The sequence below is a fragment of the Flavobacterium gossypii genome, from assembly GCF_014138495.1.
Lineage (GTDB): Bacteria > Bacteroidota > Bacteroidia > Flavobacteriales > Flavobacteriaceae > Flavobacterium > Flavobacterium endophyticum.
In genome coordinates, this window is sequence record NZ_JACJIS010000005.1 from 23,342 (window position 1) to 47,405 (window position 24,064).

A 24,064-nucleotide genomic window follows, 5' to 3' on the forward strand; every position below is an offset into this window, starting at 1 on the left:
GGAATAAAGATAATAAATATAAAATAAAATTATGAAGAAAATATTGTTATAGTAAAAAAGTTATAGCGCTGATACTAAATTGTTTAATTGTGTTTTGTGTAATGCCTGATAACGCTAAGGTTGGGAGAATTTTCTGTACAAAAAAAATCCCGAATGAAACCATTCGGGATTTTTCTTATTGTGAGAGATTACTACTTCTTGATGAATTTCTGAGCGTATTTTTCTCCTTTTGTATCATGCAGGATGATTACATAGGTTCCTGCAGGAAGTGATTGAACATTAATTTTGCTGTTTAAGACTTTTGCGTCAGAAATCATTCTTCCTGTCAAATCATAGATTTTTGCTCCATCTATTTCAGCTTGCAATTCATTGAGCTGAATGTTTAGGAAGTCAGCTGTAGGGTTTGGATACAATGTGAATTGTTTTGTGTTATTTTCTGCAACTCCAAGTGTTGCTCCTTCTCTTACATGTAATGTCTGGCCTGTTGAAGGGTTTAAGACTGTATCCACAATTCCAGATGGCCATCTGATAATTACTTTTTCTATTGAAGATGCTTGGCCGATACCAAAATGTACATTCAGAGAGCTCATGTTTTGGAAACCAGTTCCGCTTTGCACGTCTCGGATTTGTTTGCCCCATGGACCGTAAAGTTCCACTCTTGCTCCGATTCCGTTTCTGTTGCTTTGTACGCCTTCAAAACTGATTTTTATCCATTTATTGCTGTTTCCATTGTTAAACAATACATTAGTTCCATTTTGGATATCCAAGAAGCCATCATTGTTTAAATCTCCAACGGGTCTGTCAACTGGAGATAATAGGTATTGATTTGGATTTGGCGTAAAATGGAAATTACCATCGCCAAACATAATATTGTTTCCTGAGCCCAAAACATCTAAAAATCCATCATTATCAAAATCATGAGCTACATATTCTCTTCCAGTGCTAAAAATAAGATCGAATCCTGAACCTACTGTAACGCTGGTAAACGTGCCATCGCCATTGTTTCTCATTACATTTGTATTACCGTCAGAGGTTGCATTTACGCCTAAGATGATATCCATCCATCCATCATTGTTGAAATCTCCAACTGCTGACGACCAGCTTTGTTCTGGTGCTGCCAAATTTGCTGTTGCAGCTACATTGGTAAACGTTCCGTCACCATTGTTTCTGTACATTTCATCAATGTTTCCACCGGCACCTGAACCTCCTTGCCCGCATTTTGACATATGCATGTCGATATCGCCATCGTTATCATAATCAAACCAGTTTGAGGCATAATTTCCTCCAGTCGGGAAAATTCCCAGACCGCCTTGAGTTTGATTTCCAATATTGCCCAAGCCATCGTTAAAATAATATCGATTTGGAGAGTTATCATCACATACAAAAGCATCTAATTTGCCATCGTTATTGATGTCTACAAAATTGGTACGTTGTGTCAAGTAACTTTCGGGTTTTCTAAAGGTACTATATGCCGAACCGTCTGTATTGGCTTTTAAAAACACGACTCCGCTGCCTGAGCCATAGATCAGGTCATTGTATCCGTTGTTGTCATAATCGCCTGCTGCGATGCTCCAGGTTGGTTGAACTGATGTATTTGCTATAGTGAATGTCGTAGTCGTAAATGTACCACCAACTTGTTGATAGCTAATGGCTAATTGTGTATTGTTGATTGCTGAAACAATGTCGTCTAAGTAGTCGCCATTCATATCTACGATACAATTGTTATGTTGTCCAGCTATTCCCGCAACCGGACGCGATGTGAATGACAATCGGTCTACACCTGGAGAGGCTGTTTGCGTAAAAGAGAAATCAAAGCCATTGCTACTGTATTTGTTATCAAACGCAATGATGTAGGTTGTGCCTGCAGTAGCCGCAAAGCTAAGTTGTGAAGCTTGGCTGCCATCATAATCATCGTTAGAACCTATACATACTAAATTGGTGCAAGATCCGCTATATACAATTACCCTGGTGTCGGTATTAGGATTCTGAGGCAAAAGCGTAGATACGGTCACATTGATGTTTTGTGTGGCAGTATATTTATACCATTTGCCTTTTGTGCCGGGACCATTATTAAGTCCGCACAAGTTACTTGGCGCAGTTCCGTTTTCAGCAGCATACGAAGGAGCTGTGGTGATGGAGTTAAGCGTAATATTTAATGCAGTATCGCAATTGCTTTGGGCTATTGCGATTGAAAAGCAAAAAAATAGGCTAAAGAAAAATAAAGTTTTTTTCATAATGACTATAGTTTTTAGTTGGTTGTTGTTAAGCTGTTTTATTGGATTTAGTTGCAAGTTTGCGTTAATGAGCTAATCCATTGCTCTACTAGCGCTATTCCTTCATCGTGAGTAATCGTTCTTCCTAATAGGGGCATTCTTTCGCTTTCGTCATTAGTTCGCAATCGATAATGCAGTATCGATTTGCTGAAGTTGGACGGCAAGACAATTTTTTGCAACGTAGGGCTTACGATCTCATCGGCGTCAATACAAATACCTAGGTTGGTCGGATTTGAAGTTTCGCTGAAAGCAAAACGTATGGCGCGATAATCACAGCGTCCTTGGTCTTGATGGCAATGCGCACAGTTAGCATCCAAGTAAGAACGCATTCTTAAATCTAAAGACTGTGAGGTGTCGTTGTAATTAACTGTTGTGGCAATAGTAGAAGGATAGCTTTCCAGATAGCCCTGTTCTAACAATTTCTGCAATTGGTTCTTGTTTCCTTCTCTATACGCATAATTGATATTTAAATTCTGAGGTTTGACACCGATCGGAGTCGCAATCTCATTTATCTTGTGACAGGCGAGACATTCTGATTCTGACGGAATTCTATACTCGGCTGTAATTACCTCGTCGTTTGGTTTCTTGAAGGTAATTGTTTTGGTGCTGCCGTTTATAAAGTCATCGTTTACGATCAGGTTCGCTTCTGTCTGTTCGTCATTCCACACATATTCGTAAAATTTCCATCCATCAGCTTTACGAATCATCAATCGGGTTTCGATCATCTTTGTCGTGTTTCCTGGCTGTATCGTAGAATAATAGAATGTTTTTATTAGAACAGTTCCTACCGGAAAGTTTAAAATCTTTCCGTCTGCAGTATAAGTCGCTTTTACATTTTCAGGCATCCATATGAATCGCTTCTTTTTGGCGTAATCGGTAAAAAGCTGACTTGCTGGCTCGTAAGGAATTACATTTAAAGAGGGTATGTGTTCTTTCATATCGCCTTCGAAAAATTTGTAATCAGATAATTTGGCGTAAGGAACCGCTGCCAAATCAACTGTAACTGGAGAAACGGGTTCTGGTACGGGAACATAGTCGTTGTCTGACCCGCATGATAAAATGGTAAAGAAAAGTAGTAATAGTAATGATTTCTTTAAAAAATAGTTGTGTTTCATAAGATTTACCATCAAAAAATTAGGAATAAATATGGCAAATATATAATAAAACTAAAAAGAAAATGATTTTATAACAAAAAAGTTAGAGGGCTATTATTAAATTGTTTAGTTGTGTTTATAAATGAATTCGGATGTCCATGTTTTTGATGTCCTGCAAGGCTTCAGTTGAGGTATGGTCAAATAAATGTTCTTGTTCTTTATGCTCTTTTTTCGCCTTAATTCGTCTCATGGCATCGCAAAAACGACGTACTTCCTCGACAGTAGTCAATGTTAATCTTGGAACGGAAACATTTTTGCCCGAATCGTCTTTCGCAACCATCGTAAAGTAGGAGGAATTGCAATGTTTTACTTTTTGAGTTTGTATGTTTTCGGCTGTGACGCGAATGCCAATTACCATGGAACTGTTGCCGACGTAATTTACAGATGCTTTTAGCGTAACCAATTCTCCAATCTCGATCGGATTTAGGAAATCGACCGTATCAACCGAAGCCGTGACACAATAGGAACCCGAAAATTTAGAAGCACAGGCAAAGGCGATCTGGTCCATCAAAGACAGAATGTAGCCCCCATGGATTTTGCCGCTAAAATTGGAATGCGACGGCAGCATCAGTTCCGAAATCGTGATTCGGGAAGATTTTGGTGTTTTATACGTTTTGTCCATACAGTTTTGGGTTGGGTTCTTTATTAGTTTTCAGAATCGTCTGTCTCGGCTCTTTTCAGGATATTCTCTGGCAATGATTTTTTAGCTTTGGCGCCCATTTTTTTCAGCCTTTCTACGCTGTTTATCAGATTGCCTTTTCCGTCAAAAAGTTTGTTCATGGCACCTTGATATTCTACTTTGGCTTCATCCATCTTTTTGCCTATTTTGACAAGATCGGTTACAAAACCTTCAAATTTATCATAGAGGGCTCCGGCTTGCCTTGCAATCTCAAAAGCATTTTCCTGCTGTTTTTGATTGGCCCACATGCTGTCAATAGTTCGGAGCGTAGCCAACAAGGTAGAAGGAGTGACGATTACGATATTCTTTTCAAAGGCTTTGTTGTAAAGTGTAGTATCCTCGTTTAGCGCAATGGCAAAGGCAGGCTCCATTGGGATAAAAAGCAAGACGAAATCAGGACTCTCGATTTGATAAAGGTCGTGATAGTTTTTGGCGCCAAGCTGCTCGACATGCCTTCTGATTGAATTCAAGTGTTCTTTTAAGAAGGCTGTTTTCAAGACTTCATCTTCTTCGTTGATGTATTTTTCATACGAGACTAAGGATACTTTGGAATCCACTACCATTTTTTTGCCGTCGGGTAAGTTGATGACCACGTCTGGGAAAACCCTTGTGCCGTCTTCGGTTACAAAACTCTGCTGTACTTCGTATTCGCGGCCTTTTTCCAAGCCAGATTTTTCAAGCACTCTTTCCAAGATCAATTCGCCCCAGTTTCCTTGCATCTTGCTGTCGCCTTTCAACGCTTTGGTCAGGTTGAGCGTTTCTCGGCTCATCTGCTCGTTCATTTCGCGAAGGCCTAGAATCTGCTGCCTTAGTGCGGCATGATAGTCGATACTTTCTTTGTGCGTATCTTCTACTTTTTTCTCAAAAAGCTGGATTTTGTCTTGTAGCGGAGAAAGTATATTTTTCATATTCTCCCTGTTCTGCTCGGTAAATTTTGTGGATTTCTCTTCTAATATCTTATTGGCAAGGTTTTCAAATTCTTTGGTGAATTTTTCTTGCAGCTGTTCTACTTCTTGCTTTTGTTCTTTGTTGCGTTCCCAAAGATTTTCGAAATCAACTTCTTTTTTTGAAAGCTGTATGGCTAAATATTCTTTTTCTGTTCTGAGGCCTTCTCTTTCCAAGGCAATCTGCTGCAATTGATTTTCTGAGCTAATGCGGTCCTGCTGTTGCTGTAATTTTAATTGTTCTATCTGAGAAAGCAGTCCGTTGATTCGTTCTTCAAGGCCTGCTTTTTCTGATTTTGCATTGGCAGAAAAAAGCAACTTTCCAATAAAAATTCCTATGGCTAAGGCAATTATAAAAGCGATAATGGTGATGATAGTGTCGTTCATTTTAATGTTTTTGTAGAAAGTAAAAGTAAGAATAAATTATAGGTTTTTATTACCGTTATTTTTCAATGAATATTTCTATGAATGTTAAAATTTGGTATTTTAGACCGTGTTTTCGTAAGAGAATTTTTATTTTAATCTTAAAAGTCATACTTTAGTGAATGTATAACGATGCAAATAATTTTAATACTAGAATTATTATCCTCTGGTTTATAGCTATTTGCATGAAAATAATTTTCATGAAAAAAACTACTTTATTTTCGGCTTTGCAACAAAGCCTTGGAGGAGCTAGATCCTTATTTTTCGGAACTTTTTTATTGGCCTCGACTGCAGCTCAGGCACAATCGTATTGTACGCCTGGAACTGGAGATTGTTCTGAAGGTGATGAAATTGTGAATGTTACTTTTGCAGGAATTAATAATAATTCTGGTTGTGGAACAGCAGGCTATAGCGATTTTACGGGCGGCACGGCTGCTAGTGTTATTGTAGGACAGTCTTACGACCTCTCTGTAACAATTCCTGCCCATTTTGGAACACAGCAAGTAGGAGTTTGGTTCGACTACAATGATGATGGTGCTTTTGATGCCTCAGAATTTACAAACTTAGGAACTTCGCCAGCAGCGGGCTCTGTGGTAACAGCTTCTATCGCAATTCCAGTTACGGCTACGGTAGGAAATATTCGAATGAGGGTTAAAGCCCAATATTCTCAAGCGATTGTTGCAACAAGTTCTTGTGCAGCACCTTATATTGGTTATGGAGAATACGAAGATTATTCAGTAGATGTCATTGCTGCAACAGCATGTACGGGTACTCCAGCAGTGGGAACTGCAACATCTACACAAGCTTCTGTTTGTAATCAGACTTCTTTTGTCTTGGGTGCTTCTGGCGTGACTCCGGCAGCAGGGTTCTCTTACCAATGGCAGTCTTCTCCGACCGGAACAGACCAATGGACTAATTTAGGAGCCTCACAAGTTTCTTTGAATTATAGCATGACAGGCCAGTCGCAAGCTACTTTTTACAGAGTTATCATAACTTGTTCAGGAAGCGGTCAAAGCGCTACTTCTGCAGCAGTTTCTGTTGGGCAAAATGCGGTAGATACTTGCTATTGTTTAAATGCAATTAATTTCAATTGTGGCGATGGTGACGTAATTACGAATGTTACTATTGGCACATTGAACAATACTACAACTTGTGGAAATGCAACTACAGGATACACCAATTATAGTGGCTCTGTTGCGCCTCCTGTATTTAATGTAGGGGCAACCATCCCCGTTTCTGTTTCTGTAGGGCCATCTGGCGACGGTTGGTTAGATGAATCGGTTGGCGTTTGGGTCGATTATAATAATAACGGAGCTTTTGAGTCGACAGAGTATACTTATATAGGTACTGGCTTAAATCAAGCAGTTACTGGTAGTATAACAATTCCAGCAACAGCTTTGACGGGTACTACAAGAATGCGTGTTGTTGTTGCGGCATCATTGGCAACTTCTTTTGGACACCAATTTGCTTGCGGACCAGTAGTAGCTAACAACAACTTTGGTGAAATGGAAGATTATGTAGTCACTATTGATCCTCCATTAGCGACACCAGGATTTGAAAATGCTTCAGTGTCTGTCTATCCTAACCCAACGAACGGTCTTGTGAACATACAGTTTGCAGAGATGACAGCTGTTGATACAATCAATGTGTTTTCTATTTCAGGACAATTGGTGTACTCAAAACAATTTAGCGGTTCGTCTGATGCATATACGATTGACCTTGCAAAGGCTGCAACGGGAGTTTATATCATGAAGCTAGAAAGCCAAAACGGTACAATGATTAAACGATTAGTCAAAAACTAACAGAGACTTTTTAAAAATAGAAACCGCCTTAGGGCGGTTTTTTTGTAGTATGAACTTTATACAATTTATTATTTTAGGAATGTTCTTTAATTTATAGATGTATTTCGAGGGTTATTTTGGCATTTAATCGATTTTTTAATGTTTTTTTAAGAAATATTCTTACTATTGTAGGTTCCCCCTAAGTTCTTACACAATGAAACCACCAAAATTAACTTTAGACAAAGTTACAGATTCTACTATTAAATATGAATTTGTAGCTAATGTAGCCTCGCGCCTTTTAAAGATCCTTTTCAGGTCCGACAGAAGCATAAGGCTAATTTATTCCAACTATTCCAATAAGCATTTTTTTGGAGACAAATTTGTAATCTTAGATTATAGATTCCGAAATGCATTATGGTATAAGATAGGAGATTCGATAACCGAAAAAAGACATTTTCTGCTTGAAAAGCCCGAAGCTTCAAAGAAAATTCTTCTTACCGTACATGGACTTTTTAGAAAGAAAATGTACCTATTGGATTTTTCAGAAGCAGGATATGTGGACAGCAGCACCTTCTGCATAGAAGTAAAAAAATCTGACTTTCAGGATATAAACAATCCGATTATGGGTTAGAATAGCCCGAGAAGGCACTGTCTATTCAAACTTATTGAGTATTTTTATAGGAAATAACCAATATCCTATGAAAAAGCAAGATTATAAAAACCATATACGTTTCTATTATACACCGCACCATTTTGTCTTTTATCCCCTGTTGCTAATCCTGCTCGGGGTAAGTGTGTATTTTATTTTTGGCAGAGAAAAAGAAAGCCTGCTCTGGATCTTTATCAGCATTCTCCTGCTTCTCTTTTTTGGACTGGCTTTCATGCTTCGCCAACATTATGCCTTGCTGTTGCAGGACAGAATCATACGACTCGAATTACGATATCGTTATTTTGCTCTCACTAACGAAAGGCTAGAACTGCTGGAAGACAGGCTGTCCGACAGCCAGCTGTTTGCCTTACGGTTTGCACCAGACGAAGAGCTGCCTGCCTTAGTAAAAAAAGCGCTGGATGAAAATCTTTCTGGAAACCAAATCAAAAAAAGCATCCAAAACTGGAAGCCCGACCATCACAGGGTTTAAACTTTAACAAACAATTCACGGTTTGTTTTTATAAAATGAAAATCGCTATGCGTAAATTTATACATAGCCATTTTTAAACGAACCATTATGAATTTCACTACGCATTGGATTATCGATCCTGACCACTCGAATATAGATTTTAAAATCAGGCACTTGCTGATTTCGCATATTTCAGGCACCTTCAAGATTTTTAACGGAAAAATGACGACGAAAAATGATGATTTCGAGACCGCGCAAATTTCCCTTTCGATTGATGTCTACAGTTTTGATACCAACAATATCGAAAGAGACGAGCACATCAAATCAAATGCTTTTTTGGATGCTGACCAATTTCCAGAAATTCATTTTACTTCTTCAGAGCTCAAAAAAATTGAAGGCGACCACTACAAATTAAGCGGCAATATAACCGTCAAATCAGTAACTAGAGAAATTGTCTTAGATGCCGTTTTTGGCGGACAGGCAAAAGATGGCTTTGGAAAAATGAAAGCAGGTTTTGAAATAAGCGGAAAACTCAACCGTAGTGATTTCGGAATTGTAGCCGAAGACGTAACCGAAACCGGCCATCTCATCATAGGCGAAGAAATAAAAATCCACGCCAATATTGAATTTGACAAAGAAGAAGACTAGAACAAGCAGGGTTTTTAAGCCCTGCTATTTCATGTTTCCACGATCCTTTTTATTTTCAGGATGCGAGGTAGGATAACGATTCGGGTCGATATCTGAATTTTTATCCCTATTCTCAGGTTTCTTCTTGTTTTTTAGAGGCGCTCCGCTAGTTTCAGTAGGAGTTACATTACTCTCTACAGAACGCGCGCGTTTCACGACATGCACATTACCCGCAGTATCTTTTTCGATTTCCGTCTTAAGCTTTCCTTTTGACGGATCATATTCGTCGGGAAGGTTTTTGCCGCTGAAGCCTTCGTTGATTTCACCCTTTGCTTTTTCCTGTTCTCCGTTCCATTTTTTATTTCCTAAGTCTTTTGCTGCTGCCATGATGGTTGTTTTTAAATTGCCTAATCAATTTACAGCTATATAAAAACAAAAGCTACATCTTTAACATTGCTTTAATTTGCCGGATTTCCAAATGTTAGTGGTAAATTTGCCGAAAATTCAGTCATGTCTGCCCACAAGCATTTTTTGATTCACAAACCTTACGGCTATCTTAGCCAGTTTGTGTATGAACTCAAGCGAAAAAAGAAGCTTTTGGGAGAACTCCATGATTTTCCAGAAGGCACGATGGCTATCGGAAGGCTTGATGAAGATTCCGAAGGTTTGCTGCTTCTAACGACAGACGGACAGATGAGCGAATTAGTTCGAAGCAAAAAAGTAACCAAAGAATATTATGCCCAAGTAGATGGGCTAATAACCGAAGACGCCATCGAAAAGCTAAAAAGTGGTGTCGAGATTGGCTTTGACGGAATAAAATACATAACCAATCCCTGCCAGGCTTTTAAGATTGACGACCCGGGGTTTGCGCCTCGTTCTAAGAAAATACGCGACGAAAGGCACGGACCTACCAGCTGGGTATCCATCACCTTAAACGAAGGCAAGTTCCGCCAAGTCCGAAAAATGACCTCGGCCGTAGGGTTTCCGACATTGCGGCTTGTGCGAGTGCGGGTTGGGAATGTCTATCTAGGCGATATGCATTCGGGAGAAGTAAAAGAAGTCAGCGAGTTTTCGCTCTAACAACAGTTAAATTTAAAAAGATGCTAAATATTGTTCTTGTAGAACCAGAAATACCTAACAACACCGGAAATATTGGCCGCCTTTGTGTCGGTACCGAAAGCCGCCTTCATCTGATCCATCCTTTCGGATTCCAGATTACAGATAAAAACCTGAAGCGTTCCGGCCTTGACTACTGGGTGCATTTGGATTGGAAAGAATACCAGTCGGTCGAAGAATGGATAGCGCAAATACCGGATACTTCAAGAGTATTCTTATTCAGTTCTCATAGCACGAAATCGTATCTTTCTGAAACTTTTCAAGAGGGCGACTGGCTGGTTTTTGGCAAAGAATCGGTTGGACTAAGCCAAGAGGTCTTGGATAAGTTTGAGAACCATTTGACCATTCCGATTTCACCTTTGGTTAGGAGCTACAATCTTGCCAATTCGGTAGCCTTTGCCATAGGCGAAGCAAAAAGGCAGCTTTCCATCTAAAAAATAGTATATTTGAGAATAGCTTTTCTCAAACATCTATGATTGATAAATCCCACCTTCGCAGTTCTATTTTCAGGCATCTCGACGGCCTGGCAGTTGCTCCGGTAGCAATTGCCTTAAGAAATAAAGGAGTCCTTGAGCATATAGTAAAAAACGGAGAGGCCGACTTGGCCGATCTGTCTGCCCGATTTAAGGCAAACGAAGGCTATCTGAATGTGGGACTTCGCGTGCTCTGTTCGCAGGGCTTTTTAGACTACCATATTGATACGGCAACGGATACCATCAAATTTACTACCAACGAGAAGACTGCGATAGCATTTTCACTATTTCATTTGTATCAAGATGTTGTCGATCTGCTACAATTCTCGACGCAATTTCATCCTAGGATTTTTGAAGAAGCTCCGTTTGAACGCCTGGATGCTATCTTCGAAAAATTCAAGGTCCATTATGGAATCGAATTCTCTGACGATGCTTTGACGCATGAAATCCAGAAACAGATACTAAAGCATATTGAAGGCTACCTGATAGGACCTACCATCGTACGGCTGGCCATGAACGGCATGTTTCACAAATACTTTATGGAAACGTCTTTCCGTCCGGAAGAATTCCATAAGACACCCGATAAATTCAAGAAGATATTAGACTTTTTTGTGCATCTGGGCTGGTTTCTGGAAAAGAACGGCAATTACCAGTTTACAGAAACAGGCTTGTTTTTTGCCAAAAGAGCCAGTGCCTACGGCGTGACGGTTTCGTATCTGCCGACCTTTGCCAAGATTGAAGAATTGATTTTCGGCGACCCGAATGTGTTGCGTATGGTGGCCGACGGCGAGAACGAAATTCATGTCGACAGAGAGATGAATGTTTGGGGAAGCGGCGGCGCGCACGATACTTATTTTAAGGTAGTGGACGAAATCATCGTGCACTTGTTCAACCGTCCGATCGAAGAACAGCCTAAGGGAATCTTAGACATGGGCTGTGGCAACGGTGCCTTCTTGCAGCATATTTTTGAAGTCATAGACAGGCAAACCCTTAGAGGGAAAATGCTTGACGAATACCCGCTGTTCTTAGTAGGGGCCGATTATAACCAAGCCGCCTTAAAAGTGACGCGGGCAAACCTGATCAAGGCGGATATCTGGGCAAAAGTAATATGGGGCGATATCGGAAGGCCAGATCTGTTGTCTAATGACCTGATGGAGAACTATAATATCGATTTGAAAGACCTCTTGAACGTCAGGACGTTTCTCGATCATAACCGTATCTGGGAAGAACCAAAGCAGATTTCTGCCGATAGGGTAAGCAGTTCTACGGGCGCTTTTGCCTACAGAGGAAAAAGAATTTCGAACAATCTTGTAGAAGACAATCTGTTGGAGCATTTAAAAAAGTGGTCGCCTTATGTCAAGAAATTTGGACTTTTGTTGATAGAACTGCATACCATAAATCCAGCGTTGGCCGCCAAGAATATAGGAAAGACAGCAGCGACGGCTTACGATGCCACGCATGGTTTTTCTGACCAGTATATCGTCGAAATTGATGTCTTTAACAAGATTGCGGCAGAGGCACAGTTGTTTCCCGATAAGGCTATTTTTAGAAGATTTCCGGAAGCCGACATCGCTACCGTAAGCATCAACCTGCTTAAAGGAGAGTAGGAGGGATTATCTGAAATTGTTCATGTATCGGGCATACGAATCCACTATAATGCCCGCGGTTTTCTCAATAGAAGGCTTCACATCTTGGAAACCGTCTTTTGGTTTTCCGTCAGCCGTCAGATAATCTGTAATGGCTGATTTTAAGAGCGTCTTCTTTGCATAAATTTCAGTGACCTGAAACGTAAGTGAATAGCGGTTTCCTTCCTTAAAAATCTTGATACGGTATTTTACTTTATGGAAGAAAGTCTCGCCCAAGTTCCGATAGAAAAAAGCATTGTCCCTAAGCGCATCGATTGTCATCGAATTTTCTGTGACTTCAGAAATATCGGCTTCGCCTTGGCTGAATTCTTGCGCCCAGAGCTGCGTGCCTTCGATGAATTTTTCGTTGGTCATTTGCGGCAGGCTGCCGACAATCGGATTGGGCTCAAAACCTTTTGGCGTCAAGGTTATCTTGTTTTGCGCATTGGAGAGAAAAACCGTGAAAACGAAGAGAATGGATAGACAAGTTTTCATTAGTACTGCTTTTAGTGTCTATCAAAGATAGCAGATGCGGGCCTTATTTTATAAATTTTTAAGAATAAATTTAGCCTTGTCGGCATCAAAAAAGATGTTTTCGTCTTCAAATAAAGAATTCAATATTCCATTGTGGATAAGATTCGGGGGCGTGTCCTGCACGGTTTGCTTTGAGTTCATTACGATCATCTCGTCGCTTAATTGCAATGCCAGATCCAAGTCGTGTGTCGAAAACAAGATGCACTTTTTTGTTTCGGAGGCTAGCTTTTTTAGCAGTTTCAAAAGCGAAACTTTATGAAGCAAATCCAAATGCGTCGTCGGTTCGTCTAAGATAATCAGGGGCGTGTTTTGCGCCAAGGCTCTTGCCACCAATACTTTTTGCAACTGTCCGTCGCTGATCTCGTAATGTTTTTTCTGTGCCAGATGCGTGATTTGCGTCAGGCTCATGGCCTCCTGTATCTTTTCGAGATCTTCCGCCGCAAGCTTTCCGATCCAATTCGTATACGGCTGCCTTCCCAAAGCGACCAATTCAAAAACCGTCAGATTGCTGGGCGGCAAGCTTTCGGTCAATACGATGCTCAATTGCTGCGCCAGTTGAATCGGGCTATAGCTTTCGATGCTTTTCCCGTTTAAGACTACGTTTCCAGAAAGTGCTTTTTGTATTCCGGTCAGCGTGCGCAAGAGGGTAGACTTTCCGATTCCGTTCGCGCCGATCAAAGCCGTCAGCGTTCCCGATTTCAAATCCAGATGGATGTCAGAAGCGATACCATTTTTCCCTTTCTTGGAAGAATAGCCGATGCTTAGTGCTGTAGCCGATAGTATCGTTTGTCCTGTTTCCATCATATCATGAATTTTCGTTTGCGTACCAGAAGCCAGACGACAATCGGGGCTCCGATAATAGAGGTGATGGCATTTATCGGCAGCGTAAAATCATTGCCCGGCATCTGCGAAACGGTGTCGCAGATCAGTAAGATGGTAGCACCGAGAAGCAGGGTGCCCCAAAAGAGGATATAGTGGCTGCTGGTCTGAAAGATCATTTTAGCAATGTGCGGCACGGCCAATCCTATAAACGCAATCGGTCCGGCAAAAGCGGTGATGCTGCCTGCCAATAAGCTGGTGGCTAGGATGATGGCGAGTCGTGTCTTCTTGAAATTGATTCCCAAACTTTTCGCATAGCGCTCGCCCAAGAGCAAAGCGTTTAGAGGCTTGATGCACAAGGCGCTCAACAGCAGTCCGATACAGCAGCATATTGAAAGCACAAGGATATTCGACCAAGGCTGGTTGCCCAAGCTTCCTAAAGACCAGAAGGTAAACTTCTGCAGTTCTTCTGCAGTACTGAAATAGGAGAGCACGCCTATGATGGCATTGGTAAAGCTTCCGAACATCAAGCCCACGATCAAGATGGCCATAGTATTGCGAAGCTTTTGCGAAACGACCAAGACGGCGGCCAAGACAATAAGGCTGCCAATACACGAAGCAAGTACGATTCCGTAGGGAGAAAGAAAGAAACTGCTTAAAAAAGGAGGCAATAAGCCAGCGCCCAAAATCACAAAAGCAACACCCATGCTGGCTCCCGAGCTCAATCCCAATACATCAGGACCGGCTAACGGATTGCGAAACAGGGTCTGCATCAACAGTCCGCTGATGGACAGTCCCATGCCGACAAGAATGGCGGTAAGGGCTTTCGGCAGGCGGTAATTCCAAATAATGATTTCCCAAGAGTTTTTGCTGGCCTGCCCTCCCGAAAGGGAACTGGCAATGTCTTCTATCGGAATATGCACCGAACCCAGGCTGATGTTCAGCAGAAAACACACTGCAAGAGAAAGGAGCAGTGCCGTGAAAAGAATCCTATTTCGACTGTTTTGATGCAATGGCTTGTTATTTCAGTTTTTCAAAAAAGTACAGCTCGTAATCGGGCAGGATTTCAGGATGCAATATCTTGATAAGGTCTTTCAATATTAGGTCCGGACGGTTGGGCGCCAATTCATAATACAATAGTCCGCCCGTCTTTCCCTTTTTACTGCTGAAGGAATAAACGTTTTTATCTTTAAAAGCTTTGAAATAAGCGTAATTCGGATTGCTGTCGGTCATTTCCTTAAAGGTAGTGAACTGCGCTGGCCCGACCCAGAAATCTACGTTTTCGGCCTTTTCCAGAACCGTTTCGAACGATAGCGACAAGCTGCCAGTTCCTTCGGTATCGGCCCAAAGATAATCGGCATTCGCATCTTTCAAGAACAAGGACGCCCAGCTGTTACCGCGCGGCATGTACCATTGCCCTTTGTAGATAGCGCCGCTAAGCACCGTAGGCCTAGTCGTTGCTTTTTTGGCCAGTTCAGAAGCTTCTTTATAGGCCGTCTCGACCTCAGAAAATAGCTGTTCGGCCTTTTCGTCTAAGCCATACAAGGCTCCAAAGAATTTGATCCATTCCGCTTTTCCCAAAGGCGATTCTTCGGTCCAGTCGCCGTTAAACAAAATCTTGAGGCCGCTTTTTTCAAGATTGTCATAGGCTTTGGTATCGCTGCTACTGCTGTATCCGACGATGGCATCGGGAGCGAGATCAATCAGCACTTCCGTATTGAGCAATTGGTTTTCGCCTACTTCCTTTACTTTTCCGGCATCGATCAGCTTTCGAGTTTTTTCGGAAGAAATATACTCAGTATTCGGAAAGCCGAGCAGCGTATTTTCTACGCCCAGCATTTCTAGCGAAGGAATGTGCGTCGTTGAGGTAACGACTATGTTTTTTATCGGCACTTGTACGGCGATATAATTTTTTAGGCTGTCGGGTATGGCAACGCCCTTTTTGTGCAATACATAAGTAAAGGTCTTGTTGGCATCGGGCCATGGATTAGAGACTTTTACGGTAGAATATCCTTCATATTTATACAGCTCGAAGCCTTTGGCATAACGGATAGCATTCGTGATTTTTGCTGCAGCTATAGTCGTATTTTCTTCATTTTTTTTGCATCCAATAGCAAAAACTAAAAACAGAAATAGAGTGTATCTTGAAAGAATTGGTTTCATAAAAAAGTTTTTGTGAAGACCGCAAAGATAAAAGTTATTGTCTTGAACCGACATCAGTTTTTATGATTTTTGGATTGCGATGATTTTAGGGCAGCTGAAAACTGCAGTTTTTAGCCTTGTTTTTATGGGGCTGAAAACCATGTACGACAGCATGAATAATGTTCAATGCAACATGAAAACTATTTACGACAACATAAAGTGAGTGTAATGCAACCTAAAAACTATGTACGACATCTTGAATCATATTCAATGCAAGATGAAAACTGTTCATGATAACATGAAGTAAGTTTGATGCAAGCTAAAAACTATGTACGACAGCATGAATCATGTTCACGTCAACATGAAAACTGTTTATGACAACATAAAGTGAGTTTACATAAACATAAAAACTAGGCACGACACTAGGAAGTAACGACACATCAACCTAAAAACTGCTGACGACAGCATGGCTTTCTGGATTAGATCTTAATCAATTTTTGGGTGTAATTCTCTTGGTTGTCAAACGTTAGTTTTAAAAGATAAGCACCGCTTGAAATCAGGCTGGAATGATTGTCTAGTTTGGCTTTAGAATCGGTAGAAATCAAAAGTTTTCCAGAAATATCGTAGAGCGAATAGTTGGAAACAACCGCGTTTGTTTCGATCTGAAAACTGGAGCTGAAAGGATTCGGATAAATTTTAGGGTTCGGGTTTTTAAAGTCTTGGTTGCTTAAAAGATAGGCAGCGTTAAAAAAATCTGTAGTTAGGACAATAGTATCGTAATTGTCTAAAGCCGCTTTTAGCAATGTGTTATCGCAATCGCATCTTAATTTATAATGGTTGAGATCCCCATAGATATCATACGATCGCACATTAAAGTTTTGAAAAATCTGGTTCAACCCAGAATCATTGGTAGTAGCGATGTTCATGACCGTTCCGGTAGACGTTCCTGCTGCTGCGTTTCGTAACATGACCGACAAGTTGTTTATAAAATAGGCAGGGCTTGCCAGCGTAGCTTTTGTGACTACCGAAGAATAGGCTTCTAGATCGGCCTTGAGCGCATTGAGATTGCAGTCGGCACATTGGATCTGCACCGTTTTGGTGTCGTATTCGTAATAAGGATTTCCAAGTTTCAGTGTATAGACTGTTACGGCATGTGACTGTAAAATAGCGTTCAAGCCAGAATCGTTTGAAGTACGGGCACCCCAATAAGACGAAGGAGTTCCGACATCAGGGTTTACCAATAGCATTTCAATTCCTGTGTTTTGCGCAAAGGATAGCATCGGAACCAGCAAAAAAAGTAGTATTCTCTTCATAATTGAGATTTTTATGATGTACGTAAATATATAAATATTTAGGAAATCAGGAGAAAATATAGAACTTATAGTATATTTGCACTCGAATTAAGGTTGTGATTGGTGTTTTATAATCACATTAAAAGGGAATTTGGTTCAAGACCAAAGCTGTTCCCGCAACTGTAAGCTATCCAGCTTGCTGTTATCTACAAACCACTGTCCGCTCGGCGGATGGGAAGGTAAACAGCAAGACGCAAGCCAGGAGACCTGCCTTTTTTCTTAACAATTATCAAGCCTTCGGGAAAAAGGTTTCGAAATTATGACTTTTAAAAAACTATACCTGTTTTTGCTTTTCAGCATCTGCCAATCTGCATTGGCACAGCACGACAGCATCCATCATTTAGAGGTTGTGGAGATTTCGGATCTGCAGCTTAAAAATTATTCAGATTCCCAGTCGGTGCTAAAACTGTCCGATTCCATCATCAACAAAAACCAAGCTTCGCTTACCTCGCTGCTGAATTACAATACTGTAATTTATTTCAAGGAGAATGGCTTGGGGATGGTGTCTTCGCCTTCGTTTAGAGGAACGACCGCCCAGCAAACCGCCGTGGTCTGGAACGGAATCAACATCAATTCGCAGCTCAACGGACAGACTGATTTTAATACGATTACCACAAGGGATTTCAACAGCATATCCGTAAGGGCAGGCGGCGGAAGTTCTATTTATGGAAGCAGTGCCATTGGAGGCAGTATCCACCTGAACAATACCTTGAAGTTTGAGGATCATTTTTCAAACTCGCTCCGTCTCAACTACGGCAGTTTCAATACGTTTGGAGGCAATTACAAGCTCGATGCGTCTGACGGAAAATTCAGCGCGCAGGTCAGCATTTCCAGAAACAGCTCCGACAACGACTATGATTATGTGGATTCTGACGACAAAAACCTGAACGGCCAATATTACAATACCAGCATGAATGCGACAATTGGGTATAAGATCAACGATAACAATTTCTTGAAATTATACAGCTATGTGTTTGACGGGGAAAGGCATTTTTCGCTGATCTTTCCTTCGGAAATCAAGACCAAATACCAAGACCTGAATACTAGAAATCTGCTGGAATGGGACAGCTTTTTTGGACGGTTTGTTTCCAAAGTAAAAGTCGGCGCCCTGAGCGAAAAATATAAATACTTCGACAATATCGATTCGGAGTCTTACACCTTTGGCGAGGTAAAAACCTATATCGGGAAGTACGATCTTGCCTTTCAAGCTACTGATGCCATTCAGCTGAATGCGATCTTGGATTATACGCAGAACAAAGGAAAGGGTTCTGACATCAAAAACGAACAGCGAAACATTGGTTCGGCCAGCTTGTTGTTGAAGCACAACCTGACGAAAAAGTTCTTGTATGAAGCAAGCCTTAGGAAAGAATTTACGAATAATTACAAAAGTCCGCTCCTGTTTTCTTTAGGAACGAGCTGGAAAGCGGCTGATTTTTATACCTTGAAACTTAACGGTTCTAAAAACTTTAGGGTGCCGACATTCAATGACTTGTACTGGCAGCCGGGAGGAAACGAAAACTTAAAACCTGAATCGTCATACCAAGCTGAATTGGGCAATGAGTTCCGTTTCAATACTTTCAAGATCACCCTGACAGGGTATTATATCGATATCAAGGACATGCTCCGCTGGATTCCGAACGGTTCGAACTGGTCGCCACAAAATACCAACAAAGTAAGGACGTATGGAGGGGAAGCAATCGTAAGCTGGAGCAAAAACTTCGGAAACCATCATGTGATGCTGAACGGGACATACGGGTATACGGTTTCGGAAGACATGGAAAAAAAGAAGCAGTTGATTTATGTGCCGTACCACAAAGCTACTTCATCACTAAGCTATTCTTGGAAGAAGCTGTCGGCAGACTATCAGCTGTTGTATAACGGCGAAGTCTTTACGAGATCCGACAACAATTCAAGATATAACATCGACGCTTATTTGGTAAGCAATGCTTCTCTCCATTATGACTTTGGCAAAAAGAATTCTTGCATTCTAGGCTTCCAAGTACTGAATCTCCTGGATAAAAAGTATGCCAGCGTCGAAAGCCGGTATTTGCCGGGACGCAATTTTAATATGTATCTAACCTTAAATTTTTAAATATGAAAAAGTTCAATAGAATTTTTGTAATGCTGTTCGCTAGCTCGCTTTTCTTGGCTTCCTGTAGCAGTGATGATAATTCGTCAAATGAGTCGCTCGGCGATTATGATAATGGAGTTTTTGTATTGAACGAAGGAAATTCTACCATTACCACAAGCTCTGTCACTTTTATCAGCAATTCAGGTGCCGTAGAACAGGACGTTTTTAGAAATGTCAATCCAGAAGCCGCAGAAATGGGCACCTTGCTCCAGTCTATGTTTTTTGATGATACAAGAGCTTTTATCATTTCGGGTTTAGCCAATAAGATTACAGTAGTAGACCGTTATACGTTTAAGTTTATCGCAACTATCAGCACTGATTTTAGGAGTCCAAGATATGGCGTAGTGGTGGATGGCAAAGCTTATGTGACCAATTACGATAATTATGAAGTAGGTTCCGATGATTTCCTTACCGTAATTGATCTTTCAAACTATACGACAAGCCGAGTGGCGATGAACAATTGGTCGGAAAAAATCATAGAAGAAAACGGCAAGATCTACATTATGAACGGCTACTTCGGCAGCGGTACCTCTGTAACTGTTTTTAATCCTGCTACAAATAGTATCGAAACAACAATTCCATTAGGATTTAGCCCTAACGCATTTGAAGAAGAAAACGGGACCTTATATGTTCTAGGTTCTGAAAAGCTGGCAAAAATCAACCTCTCTACCAATACGGTGGTAGGCACGCCGATTACGGTAGCAGCAGCGACTTCGGCTGGAGCAAGAAACCTCAATATTGAAGACAATAAAATTTACTATACGGTCGATACGGCTGTTTTTGCGATGGCGGCCAATGCAACAGCAGCGCCTACGGTTCCGTTGCTTACGTACGAATCGCAATCAATATATGGCAGGATGTATGGTTTTGCAGTAAACGATGGCAAAATTTACATTGCTGATGGCGGAGATTTTTCTTCAGACAGCCAAATTTACATCTACTCAACAACAGGTACTTTATTAAATCCGGTTGCAGTAGGAGTAGGACCAAACGGTTTTTATTTTAACTAACAATTCAATTTATTTAATCCAATCTCATGAAACAACTTTACGGCTTTCTTGTAGTAAGCTTATTATCTCTTTCCAGCCTGCCTGTTGTAGGCCAAACCTTTAATGACGGCGTATTTATTCTTAATGAAGGAGGCGCAGGCTCTAATAACGCTTCGGTTTCTTTTCTTTCGAATACAGGAAACCTGCAGAACAATATTTATGCAACCGTAAATCCTACTGCTGGAGCTCTGGGCGATACTGCGCAAAGCATCAACGTTAATGGCGACTATGCTTATATCGTGGTAAATATTTCCAATACCATCAAAATTGTCAATAAAGAAACGTTCCAATATGTGGCCACTATCAGCACAGGACTTAACAATCCTAGATATATTGCTTTTAGCAACGGGAAAGGATACGTGACCAATTGGGGAAGCGGAGGAAGCGCGACCGATGATTATGTGGCCGTAATCAACCTTTCTAACAATACGATTGAAGCCAATATTGCTTTGCCTGAAGGCGTGGAGAGAATCTTAGAAATCAACGGAAAGCTGTATGTGGCACACCAAGGAGGTTATGGTTATGGCAATACCGTTTCTGTAATCAATCCGACAACCAATACATTAGAGCAAACGATCCAAGTGGGAGACGTGCCTAATTCGATGGTAGAAAAAGACGGCATCTTATACGTTCTTTGCGGCGGAAAGCCGAGCTGGGCCGGAACTGAAACTTACGGTGCTTTAGTCAAGATCAATACGACAACAAATACGGTGATAGGGCAGATGGATTTTCCGCAAGAACATCCTTCAAACTTGAAAATAGACGGTACTGATATGTATTATGGCATCGATGCCGATGTTTTTAAAGCAACGACAACGTCAAACGTAGTGCCTACAACGCCTTTCTTTACGCTGCCTCCACAAAACCTATACGGCATCTACGGCATGGAAATCATCAACAACAAGATCTATGTAGGCGATGCGGTCAATTATGTAGCAGACGGTAAAGTATATGTACATTCTACAACAGATGGCGCCTTGCTAAACACCTATACGGTCGGCAAATTGCCAAACGCTTTCCTTAAAGCTGTGGATAGCAATTTGGGAACAAGAGAGCACGCCAAACTCGATATTGCGCTTTATCCGAATCCGGCTACAGATCAATTTTACATCAACACCGACCAGCCTGCTACAATAAAAATGTATGACATGTCTGGAAGATTGGTTAAAAATCAAGCATATGCCGTTTCTGGAGTTGCTATTTCAGAATTAAATCCAGGAATGTATGTCGTAGAAATTACGATCGATAACGTAAGAAGCGTCCAAAAAATAATAAAAAGATAAATGAAACGATTCCTGTCTTTCGCTTTCCTGATATCGCTGGCAGCCAATGGCCAATCGTATGCTCCTGCGGCCGGCATCGCCGGATCAACTGCCATGGAGCCTAGCAGTCCGCTTTTTGTGGCCTGGGCAACAGGCGCTACGGTAGAAAGAGGCTATGTGAATAAGGCAAACCCGAGTCTTGTTGTAGCTGGAAGTAACAGAGCTTCTGTAGGCGTTCCAGAAAACGCGATAGGGCCTGCGACGGGAAGCATAGTAAGCTTGGGAGACGAAGGCAGTGCCATCTTGACATTTGAACTGCCGATCATTAACGGACCAGGATTTGACTTTGCTGTTTTTGAAAACAGCGGGCCCGCATTCTTGGAACTCGGTTTTGTAGAAGTAAGTTCCGACGGGATTCATTTTTTCAGGTTTCCAGCCCATAGTGAAACGCAGACAACCACGCAGATCGGCAGCTTTGGAACCCCTTCGGCACCTTATCTCAACAACCTTGCTGGGAAATACGGAAGCAAAGGCGTGCCTTTTGATTTGAGCGATATTCCGAACAGCCCGTTGTTGGACAAGAATACTATTACCCATGTAAAGATTATTGATGTCGTAGGGTCTATCGATCCTTTGTATGCGACCTACGATAGCTTTGGTAATGCCGTGAACGATTCTTTTCCGACGCCTTTTAATTCGGGAGGATTTGATCTCGATGGGGTAGGTGTTATCAACCAAGCGACTTTGGGAGTACAGAATCCTTCAAGGAAAGAACTTCGCTTGTATCCGAACCCCGCTTCTGAAAAATTCTATATTGGCAATCTGCAAGAAGCAGCTTTGGTAACAATCTATGATATTTCGGGAAGGATGGTGTTCCAAAAAAACATACAAACTCAGGAAGGTATACCGGTTTCGGAATTGAACAAAGGCGTTTACATTGTCGAAATAGTGTATGGAACCAAAAAGAGTAACGAACGATTGGTTGTTCACTAATCGATTATAATTGCATACTAAAAAGGCTTCCAAACGGAAGCCTTTTTTATTTGGTATAAATGATGAATTTAGAATTTAAAGAAGTCTGTGATTCCATCCGGAACTTTGTCGATATACATTTCAGTACCGAAGCGCTGCATCGACTTCCTATCTTTAAAGTGTTCGTAAACTTTATCCGGATGCTGCATGGTTCTTCTGCCAACGCCTGTAATTTGAGCAATAGCTGTACTCAAAAGAGGTTCTGTCGCATCGCCAAGCACTCCTAAGTTTCCAAGATTTTCAACGAATGGAGTTGTTGGAGTCAGTCCGTTTTGGTAATCGCCGAATCCAGTCGAGTTTACAATCTTAAAGCAGATGGGCTGCATGGCATATTTATGGCGATTAGTACGTCCTTGTTTTCCAAAGGATGGCGAATCATATAAGGTAACCGAACCTACATTTTTTCCAGTCGTTACATCGCCGATTTGTACAACCTCGATGTGCGACTTCAGTCCGTTGATAACCAATTCGCTCGCCGAAGCCGTGCTTTTAGAAGTCAGCACATATACTTTAGTAAGATTCAAGCTGTTGATCGGGCTATTTCCGATACTGTTTGAGAATCGGTTGATCAACTGCTCTGGGTCATTATCGGCAAAGTAATCTTCGATTTTGGCATTCCATTGCTGTTTTGCAAAAACCTGTCCGTTAAATTGTCCCGTAATCATGCTGGCAAGATAGGCCGCAGATTTGACAGCGCCTCCAGAATTATAACGTAGGTCTAAAACCAAATCGGTTACGCCTTCGGTTCTAAACTGTCCGAATGCAGCATTCAGGTTTGTGTCGTATTCCCCATAAAAACCATTATATAATAGGTAGCCTATTTTATGCGTGTCATAGGTAAGGACTTTATTGATCAAGATCGGATTTTCTGCAATAGTAGTCTTTGTCAAGGCCACCGAACGCGAATTTGGCGTGATGTTTCCGCCGTCATAATCCGCCAGATTTAAAGTGTAGGTCTGATCGGCAAGCAAATCTCTATAATTAGAAACGGTCAGCGGAGTTCCGTTCACGGCGTAGAAGATATCGCCGCGGCGAATGTCTTTAGAAGCCGCATCGGAGTTTGGAATGATATAACGTACCCAGCCGAAAACTTCGTTAGAGCCTTCTGATTTTCTTAATAATTGGTAATCGACTCCGTTGTTGGATGTATTTCCGGTCAAGACGCCTTCTAAAACGGTATAATCACTAAAAATGACGCTGAATCGGTCTGTCGTAGGATAATTGTTCAGCAAGCCGTAGAACAAATCTTCTGGCGATTCGTGATTATAAAGAAAAGCATTTAATTCGCCTTGATTGGCAAATCGGCTATCCGACAAATCCGGTACATCTGCTTGCCAGTAATAATATAAATTTAATCCTTTCCAGATAAAATCGTTAATTTTTAATTCGGTTGGAACTTCGATGTCGTCAAGGTCATCTTGACAGGCAAAAAAGGTAGAAATCCCAATGAATAAAAGGATTGCAAGGCTGAATTTCTTTTTCATAAATACGGTATCTTATAGAGGTCGTAATTTTTATTAACGTAAATTT

22 protein-coding genes and 1 riboswitch are annotated in these 24,064 nt (G+C 41.3%); of the genes, 11 read left to right on the top strand and 11 right to left on the bottom strand.

All coding sequences use genetic code 11. The features are described 5' to 3' along the window. Nucleotides 1-191 precede the first annotated feature (191 nt). The 4 genes from GGR22_RS16420 to rmuC all read right to left on the bottom strand — a co-directional run bounded on the left by GGR22_RS16420 (nucleotide 192) and on the right by rmuC (nucleotide 5,437). Nucleotides 192-2,234 carry an FG-GAP-like repeat-containing protein gene (locus GGR22_RS16420; protein WP_182494535.1) on the bottom strand — a complete coding sequence of 681 codons (2,043 nt, stop codon included), beginning with the start codon at nucleotides 2,232-2,234 and terminating at the stop codon, nucleotides 192-194. 47 nt (nucleotides 2,235-2,281) lie between these two features. Continuing rightward, on the bottom strand, nucleotides 2,282-3,388 hold the full coding sequence (locus tag GGR22_RS16425) for a hypothetical protein (protein ID WP_121377569.1): 1,107 nt from the start codon (nucleotides 3,386-3,388) through the stop codon (nucleotides 2,282-2,284). Nucleotides 3,389-3,503: 115 nt separating this feature from the next. Then, entirely contained in the window at nucleotides 3,504-4,049 is a 546-nt protein-coding gene (locus GGR22_RS16430; protein ID WP_121377548.1) for an acyl-CoA thioesterase, read from the bottom strand. A gap of 23 nt (nucleotides 4,050-4,072) precedes the next feature. Then, on the bottom strand, nucleotides 4,073-5,437 hold the full coding sequence (rmuC, locus tag GGR22_RS16435; protein ID WP_182494536.1) for a DNA recombination protein RmuC: 1,365 nt from the start codon (nucleotides 5,435-5,437) through the stop codon (nucleotides 4,073-4,075). Nucleotides 5,438-5,673: 236 nt separating this feature from the next. On the opposite strand from rmuC, the gene GGR22_RS16440 reads away from it, so the two are divergent. From GGR22_RS16440 to GGR22_RS16455, 4 genes are all read left to right on the top strand, one after another. Next, on the top strand, nucleotides 5,674-7,275 hold the full coding sequence (locus GGR22_RS16440) for a T9SS type A sorting domain-containing protein (RefSeq protein ID WP_182494537.1): 1,602 nt from the start codon (nucleotides 5,674-5,676) through the stop codon (nucleotides 7,273-7,275). Nucleotides 7,276-7,468: 193 nt separating this feature from the next. Then, nucleotides 7,469-7,885, top strand: coding sequence for a hypothetical protein (locus GGR22_RS16445; protein ID WP_182494538.1), 417 nt, complete (start codon nucleotides 7,469-7,471; stop codon nucleotides 7,883-7,885). Between the two features lie 67 nt (nucleotides 7,886-7,952). After that, the gene (locus GGR22_RS16450; RefSeq protein ID WP_182494539.1) at nucleotides 7,953-8,393 is read left to right on the top strand and encodes a DUF6526 family protein; all 441 of its coding nucleotides are present in this window, start codon (nucleotides 7,953-7,955) and stop codon (nucleotides 8,391-8,393) included. 87 nt (nucleotides 8,394-8,480) lie between these two features. Beyond that, a complete protein-coding gene (locus tag GGR22_RS16455; RefSeq protein WP_121377543.1) occupies nucleotides 8,481-9,020 on the top strand; it encodes a YceI family protein in 540 nt (179 codons plus the stop codon). A gap of 24 nt (nucleotides 9,021-9,044) precedes the next feature. Here GGR22_RS16455 and GGR22_RS16460 read toward each other — a convergent pair whose 3' ends face one another. Further along, nucleotides 9,045-9,386: a hypothetical protein gene (locus GGR22_RS16460; RefSeq protein ID WP_182494540.1), complete on the bottom strand. Its 342-nt coding sequence runs from the start codon at nucleotides 9,384-9,386 to the stop codon at nucleotides 9,045-9,047. 123 nt (nucleotides 9,387-9,509) lie between these two features. Here GGR22_RS16460 and GGR22_RS16465 point away from each other — a divergent pair, with 123 nt between their 5' ends. The 3 genes from GGR22_RS16465 to GGR22_RS16475 are packed head-to-tail and all read left to right on the top strand — an operon-like array spanning nucleotide 9,510 to nucleotide 12,195. After that, complete coding sequence (locus GGR22_RS16465; RefSeq protein WP_182494541.1) at nucleotides 9,510-10,079, top strand: pseudouridine synthase; 570 nt, start codon at nucleotides 9,510-9,512, stop codon at nucleotides 10,077-10,079. Nucleotides 10,080-10,099: 20 nt separating this feature from the next. Then, complete coding sequence (locus GGR22_RS16470) at nucleotides 10,100-10,549, top strand: tRNA (cytidine(34)-2'-O)-methyltransferase (RefSeq protein ID WP_182494542.1); 450 nt, start codon at nucleotides 10,100-10,102, stop codon at nucleotides 10,547-10,549. Nucleotides 10,550-10,587: 38 nt separating this feature from the next. Then, nucleotides 10,588-12,195, top strand: a complete 1,608-nt coding sequence (locus GGR22_RS16475) for a class I SAM-dependent methyltransferase (RefSeq protein ID WP_182494543.1) — start codon at nucleotides 10,588-10,590, stop codon at nucleotides 12,193-12,195. A 6-nt stretch (nucleotides 12,196-12,201) separates the two neighbouring features. Here GGR22_RS16475 and GGR22_RS16480 read toward each other — a convergent pair whose 3' ends face one another. From GGR22_RS16480 to GGR22_RS16500, 5 genes are all read right to left on the bottom strand, one after another. Beyond that, complete coding sequence (locus tag GGR22_RS16480; RefSeq protein ID WP_182494544.1) at nucleotides 12,202-12,708, bottom strand: hypothetical protein; 507 nt, start codon at nucleotides 12,706-12,708, stop codon at nucleotides 12,202-12,204. Nucleotides 12,709-12,756: 48 nt separating this feature from the next. Further along, nucleotides 12,757-13,548 (bottom strand): ABC transporter ATP-binding protein, encoded by a 792-nt coding sequence (locus GGR22_RS16485; protein WP_182494579.1) that lies wholly within the window; start codon nucleotides 13,546-13,548, stop codon nucleotides 12,757-12,759. Continuing rightward, on the bottom strand, nucleotides 13,548-14,579 hold the full coding sequence (locus tag GGR22_RS16490) for a FecCD family ABC transporter permease (RefSeq protein WP_121377536.1): 1,032 nt from the start codon (nucleotides 14,577-14,579) through the stop codon (nucleotides 13,548-13,550). Before GGR22_RS16490 ends, GGR22_RS16485 begins: the two co-directional genes overlap by 1 nt. A 7-nt stretch (nucleotides 14,580-14,586) precedes the next feature. Continuing rightward, nucleotides 14,587-15,729 (bottom strand): ABC transporter substrate-binding protein, encoded by a 1,143-nt coding sequence (locus GGR22_RS16495; protein ID WP_121377535.1) that lies wholly within the window; start codon nucleotides 15,727-15,729, stop codon nucleotides 14,587-14,589. A 458-nt stretch (nucleotides 15,730-16,187) separates the two neighbouring features. Further along, on the bottom strand, nucleotides 16,188-17,021 hold the full coding sequence (locus tag GGR22_RS16500) for a T9SS type A sorting domain-containing protein (RefSeq protein WP_182494545.1): 834 nt from the start codon (nucleotides 17,019-17,021) through the stop codon (nucleotides 16,188-16,190). A 73-nt stretch (nucleotides 17,022-17,094) separates the two neighbouring features. Further along, nucleotides 17,095-17,289, top strand: a riboswitch (cobalamin riboswitch). Nucleotides 17,290-17,319: 30 nt separating this feature from the next. On the opposite strand from GGR22_RS16500, the gene GGR22_RS16505 reads away from it, so the two are divergent. The 4 genes from GGR22_RS16505 to GGR22_RS16520 are packed head-to-tail and all read left to right on the top strand — an operon-like array spanning nucleotide 17,320 to nucleotide 22,495. Continuing rightward, nucleotides 17,320-19,152, top strand: coding sequence for a TonB-dependent receptor plug domain-containing protein (locus GGR22_RS16505; protein WP_182494546.1), 1,833 nt, complete (start codon nucleotides 17,320-17,322; stop codon nucleotides 19,150-19,152). A 2-nt stretch (nucleotides 19,153-19,154) separates the two neighbouring features. Next, nucleotides 19,155-20,201: a DUF5074 domain-containing protein gene (locus GGR22_RS16510; RefSeq protein WP_182494547.1), complete on the top strand. Its 1,047-nt coding sequence runs from the start codon at nucleotides 19,155-19,157 to the stop codon at nucleotides 20,199-20,201. A gap of 26 nt (nucleotides 20,202-20,227) precedes the next feature. Next, nucleotides 20,228-21,523: a T9SS type A sorting domain-containing protein gene (locus GGR22_RS16515; protein ID WP_182494548.1), complete on the top strand. Its 1,296-nt coding sequence runs from the start codon at nucleotides 20,228-20,230 to the stop codon at nucleotides 21,521-21,523. Continuing rightward, nucleotides 21,524-22,495: a T9SS type A sorting domain-containing protein gene (locus GGR22_RS16520; RefSeq protein WP_182494549.1), complete on the top strand. Its 972-nt coding sequence runs from the start codon at nucleotides 21,524-21,526 to the stop codon at nucleotides 22,493-22,495. It abuts the gene before it with no gap. A gap of 68 nt (nucleotides 22,496-22,563) precedes the next feature. Here the strand turns inward: GGR22_RS16520 and GGR22_RS16525 are convergent, their stop codons facing one another. Further along, on the bottom strand, nucleotides 22,564-24,018 hold the full coding sequence (locus tag GGR22_RS16525) for a S41 family peptidase (protein ID WP_182494550.1): 1,455 nt from the start codon (nucleotides 24,016-24,018) through the stop codon (nucleotides 22,564-22,566). Between the last annotated feature and the right edge of the window lie 46 nt (nucleotides 24,019-24,064).

Coding starts and splice junctions, on each gene's coding strand:
- GGR22_RS16470 (WP_182494542.1), top strand. CDS start 10,100: ATGCTAAATATTGTTCTTGTAGAACCAGAAATACCTAACAACACCGGA.
- GGR22_RS16525 (WP_182494550.1), bottom strand. CDS start 24,018: ATGAAAAAGAAATTCAGCCTTGCAATCCTTTTATTCATTGGGATTTCT.
- GGR22_RS16440 (WP_182494537.1), top strand. CDS start 5,674: ATGAAAAAAACTACTTTATTTTCGGCTTTGCAACAAAGCCTTGGAGGA.
- rmuC (WP_182494536.1), bottom strand. CDS start 5,437: ATGAACGACACTATCATCACCATTATCGCTTTTATAATTGCCTTAGCC.
- GGR22_RS16510 (WP_182494547.1), top strand. CDS start 19,155: ATGAAAAAGTTCAATAGAATTTTTGTAATGCTGTTCGCTAGCTCGCTT.
- GGR22_RS16420 (WP_182494535.1), bottom strand. CDS start 2,234: ATGAAAAAAACTTTATTTTTCTTTAGCCTATTTTTTTGCTTTTCAATC.
- GGR22_RS16475 (WP_182494543.1), top strand. CDS start 10,588: ATGATTGATAAATCCCACCTTCGCAGTTCTATTTTCAGGCATCTCGAC.
- GGR22_RS16455 (WP_121377543.1), top strand. CDS start 8,481: ATGAATTTCACTACGCATTGGATTATCGATCCTGACCACTCGAATATA.
- GGR22_RS16450 (WP_182494539.1), top strand. CDS start 7,953: ATGAAAAAGCAAGATTATAAAAACCATATACGTTTCTATTATACACCG.
- GGR22_RS16485 (WP_182494579.1), bottom strand. CDS start 13,548: ATGGAAACAGGACAAACGATACTATCGGCTACAGCACTAAGCATCGGC.
- GGR22_RS16445 (WP_182494538.1), top strand. CDS start 7,469: ATGAAACCACCAAAATTAACTTTAGACAAAGTTACAGATTCTACTATT.
- GGR22_RS16520 (WP_182494549.1), top strand. CDS start 21,524: ATGAAACGATTCCTGTCTTTCGCTTTCCTGATATCGCTGGCAGCCAAT.
- GGR22_RS16430 (WP_121377548.1), bottom strand. CDS start 4,049: ATGGACAAAACGTATAAAACACCAAAATCTTCCCGAATCACGATTTCG.
- GGR22_RS16425 (WP_121377569.1), bottom strand. CDS start 3,388: ATGAAACACAACTATTTTTTAAAGAAATCATTACTATTACTACTTTTC.
- GGR22_RS16500 (WP_182494545.1), bottom strand. CDS start 17,021: ATGAAGAGAATACTACTTTTTTTGCTGGTTCCGATGCTATCCTTTGCG.
- GGR22_RS16495 (WP_121377535.1), bottom strand. CDS start 15,729: ATGAAACCAATTCTTTCAAGATACACTCTATTTCTGTTTTTAGTTTTT.
- GGR22_RS16465 (WP_182494541.1), top strand. CDS start 9,510: ATGTCTGCCCACAAGCATTTTTTGATTCACAAACCTTACGGCTATCTT.
- GGR22_RS16480 (WP_182494544.1), bottom strand. CDS start 12,708: ATGAAAACTTGTCTATCCATTCTCTTCGTTTTCACGGTTTTTCTCTCC.
- GGR22_RS16515 (WP_182494548.1), top strand. CDS start 20,228: ATGAAACAACTTTACGGCTTTCTTGTAGTAAGCTTATTATCTCTTTCC.
- GGR22_RS16505 (WP_182494546.1), top strand. CDS start 17,320: ATGACTTTTAAAAAACTATACCTGTTTTTGCTTTTCAGCATCTGCCAA.
- GGR22_RS16460 (WP_182494540.1), bottom strand. CDS start 9,386: ATGGCAGCAGCAAAAGACTTAGGAAATAAAAAATGGAACGGAGAACAG.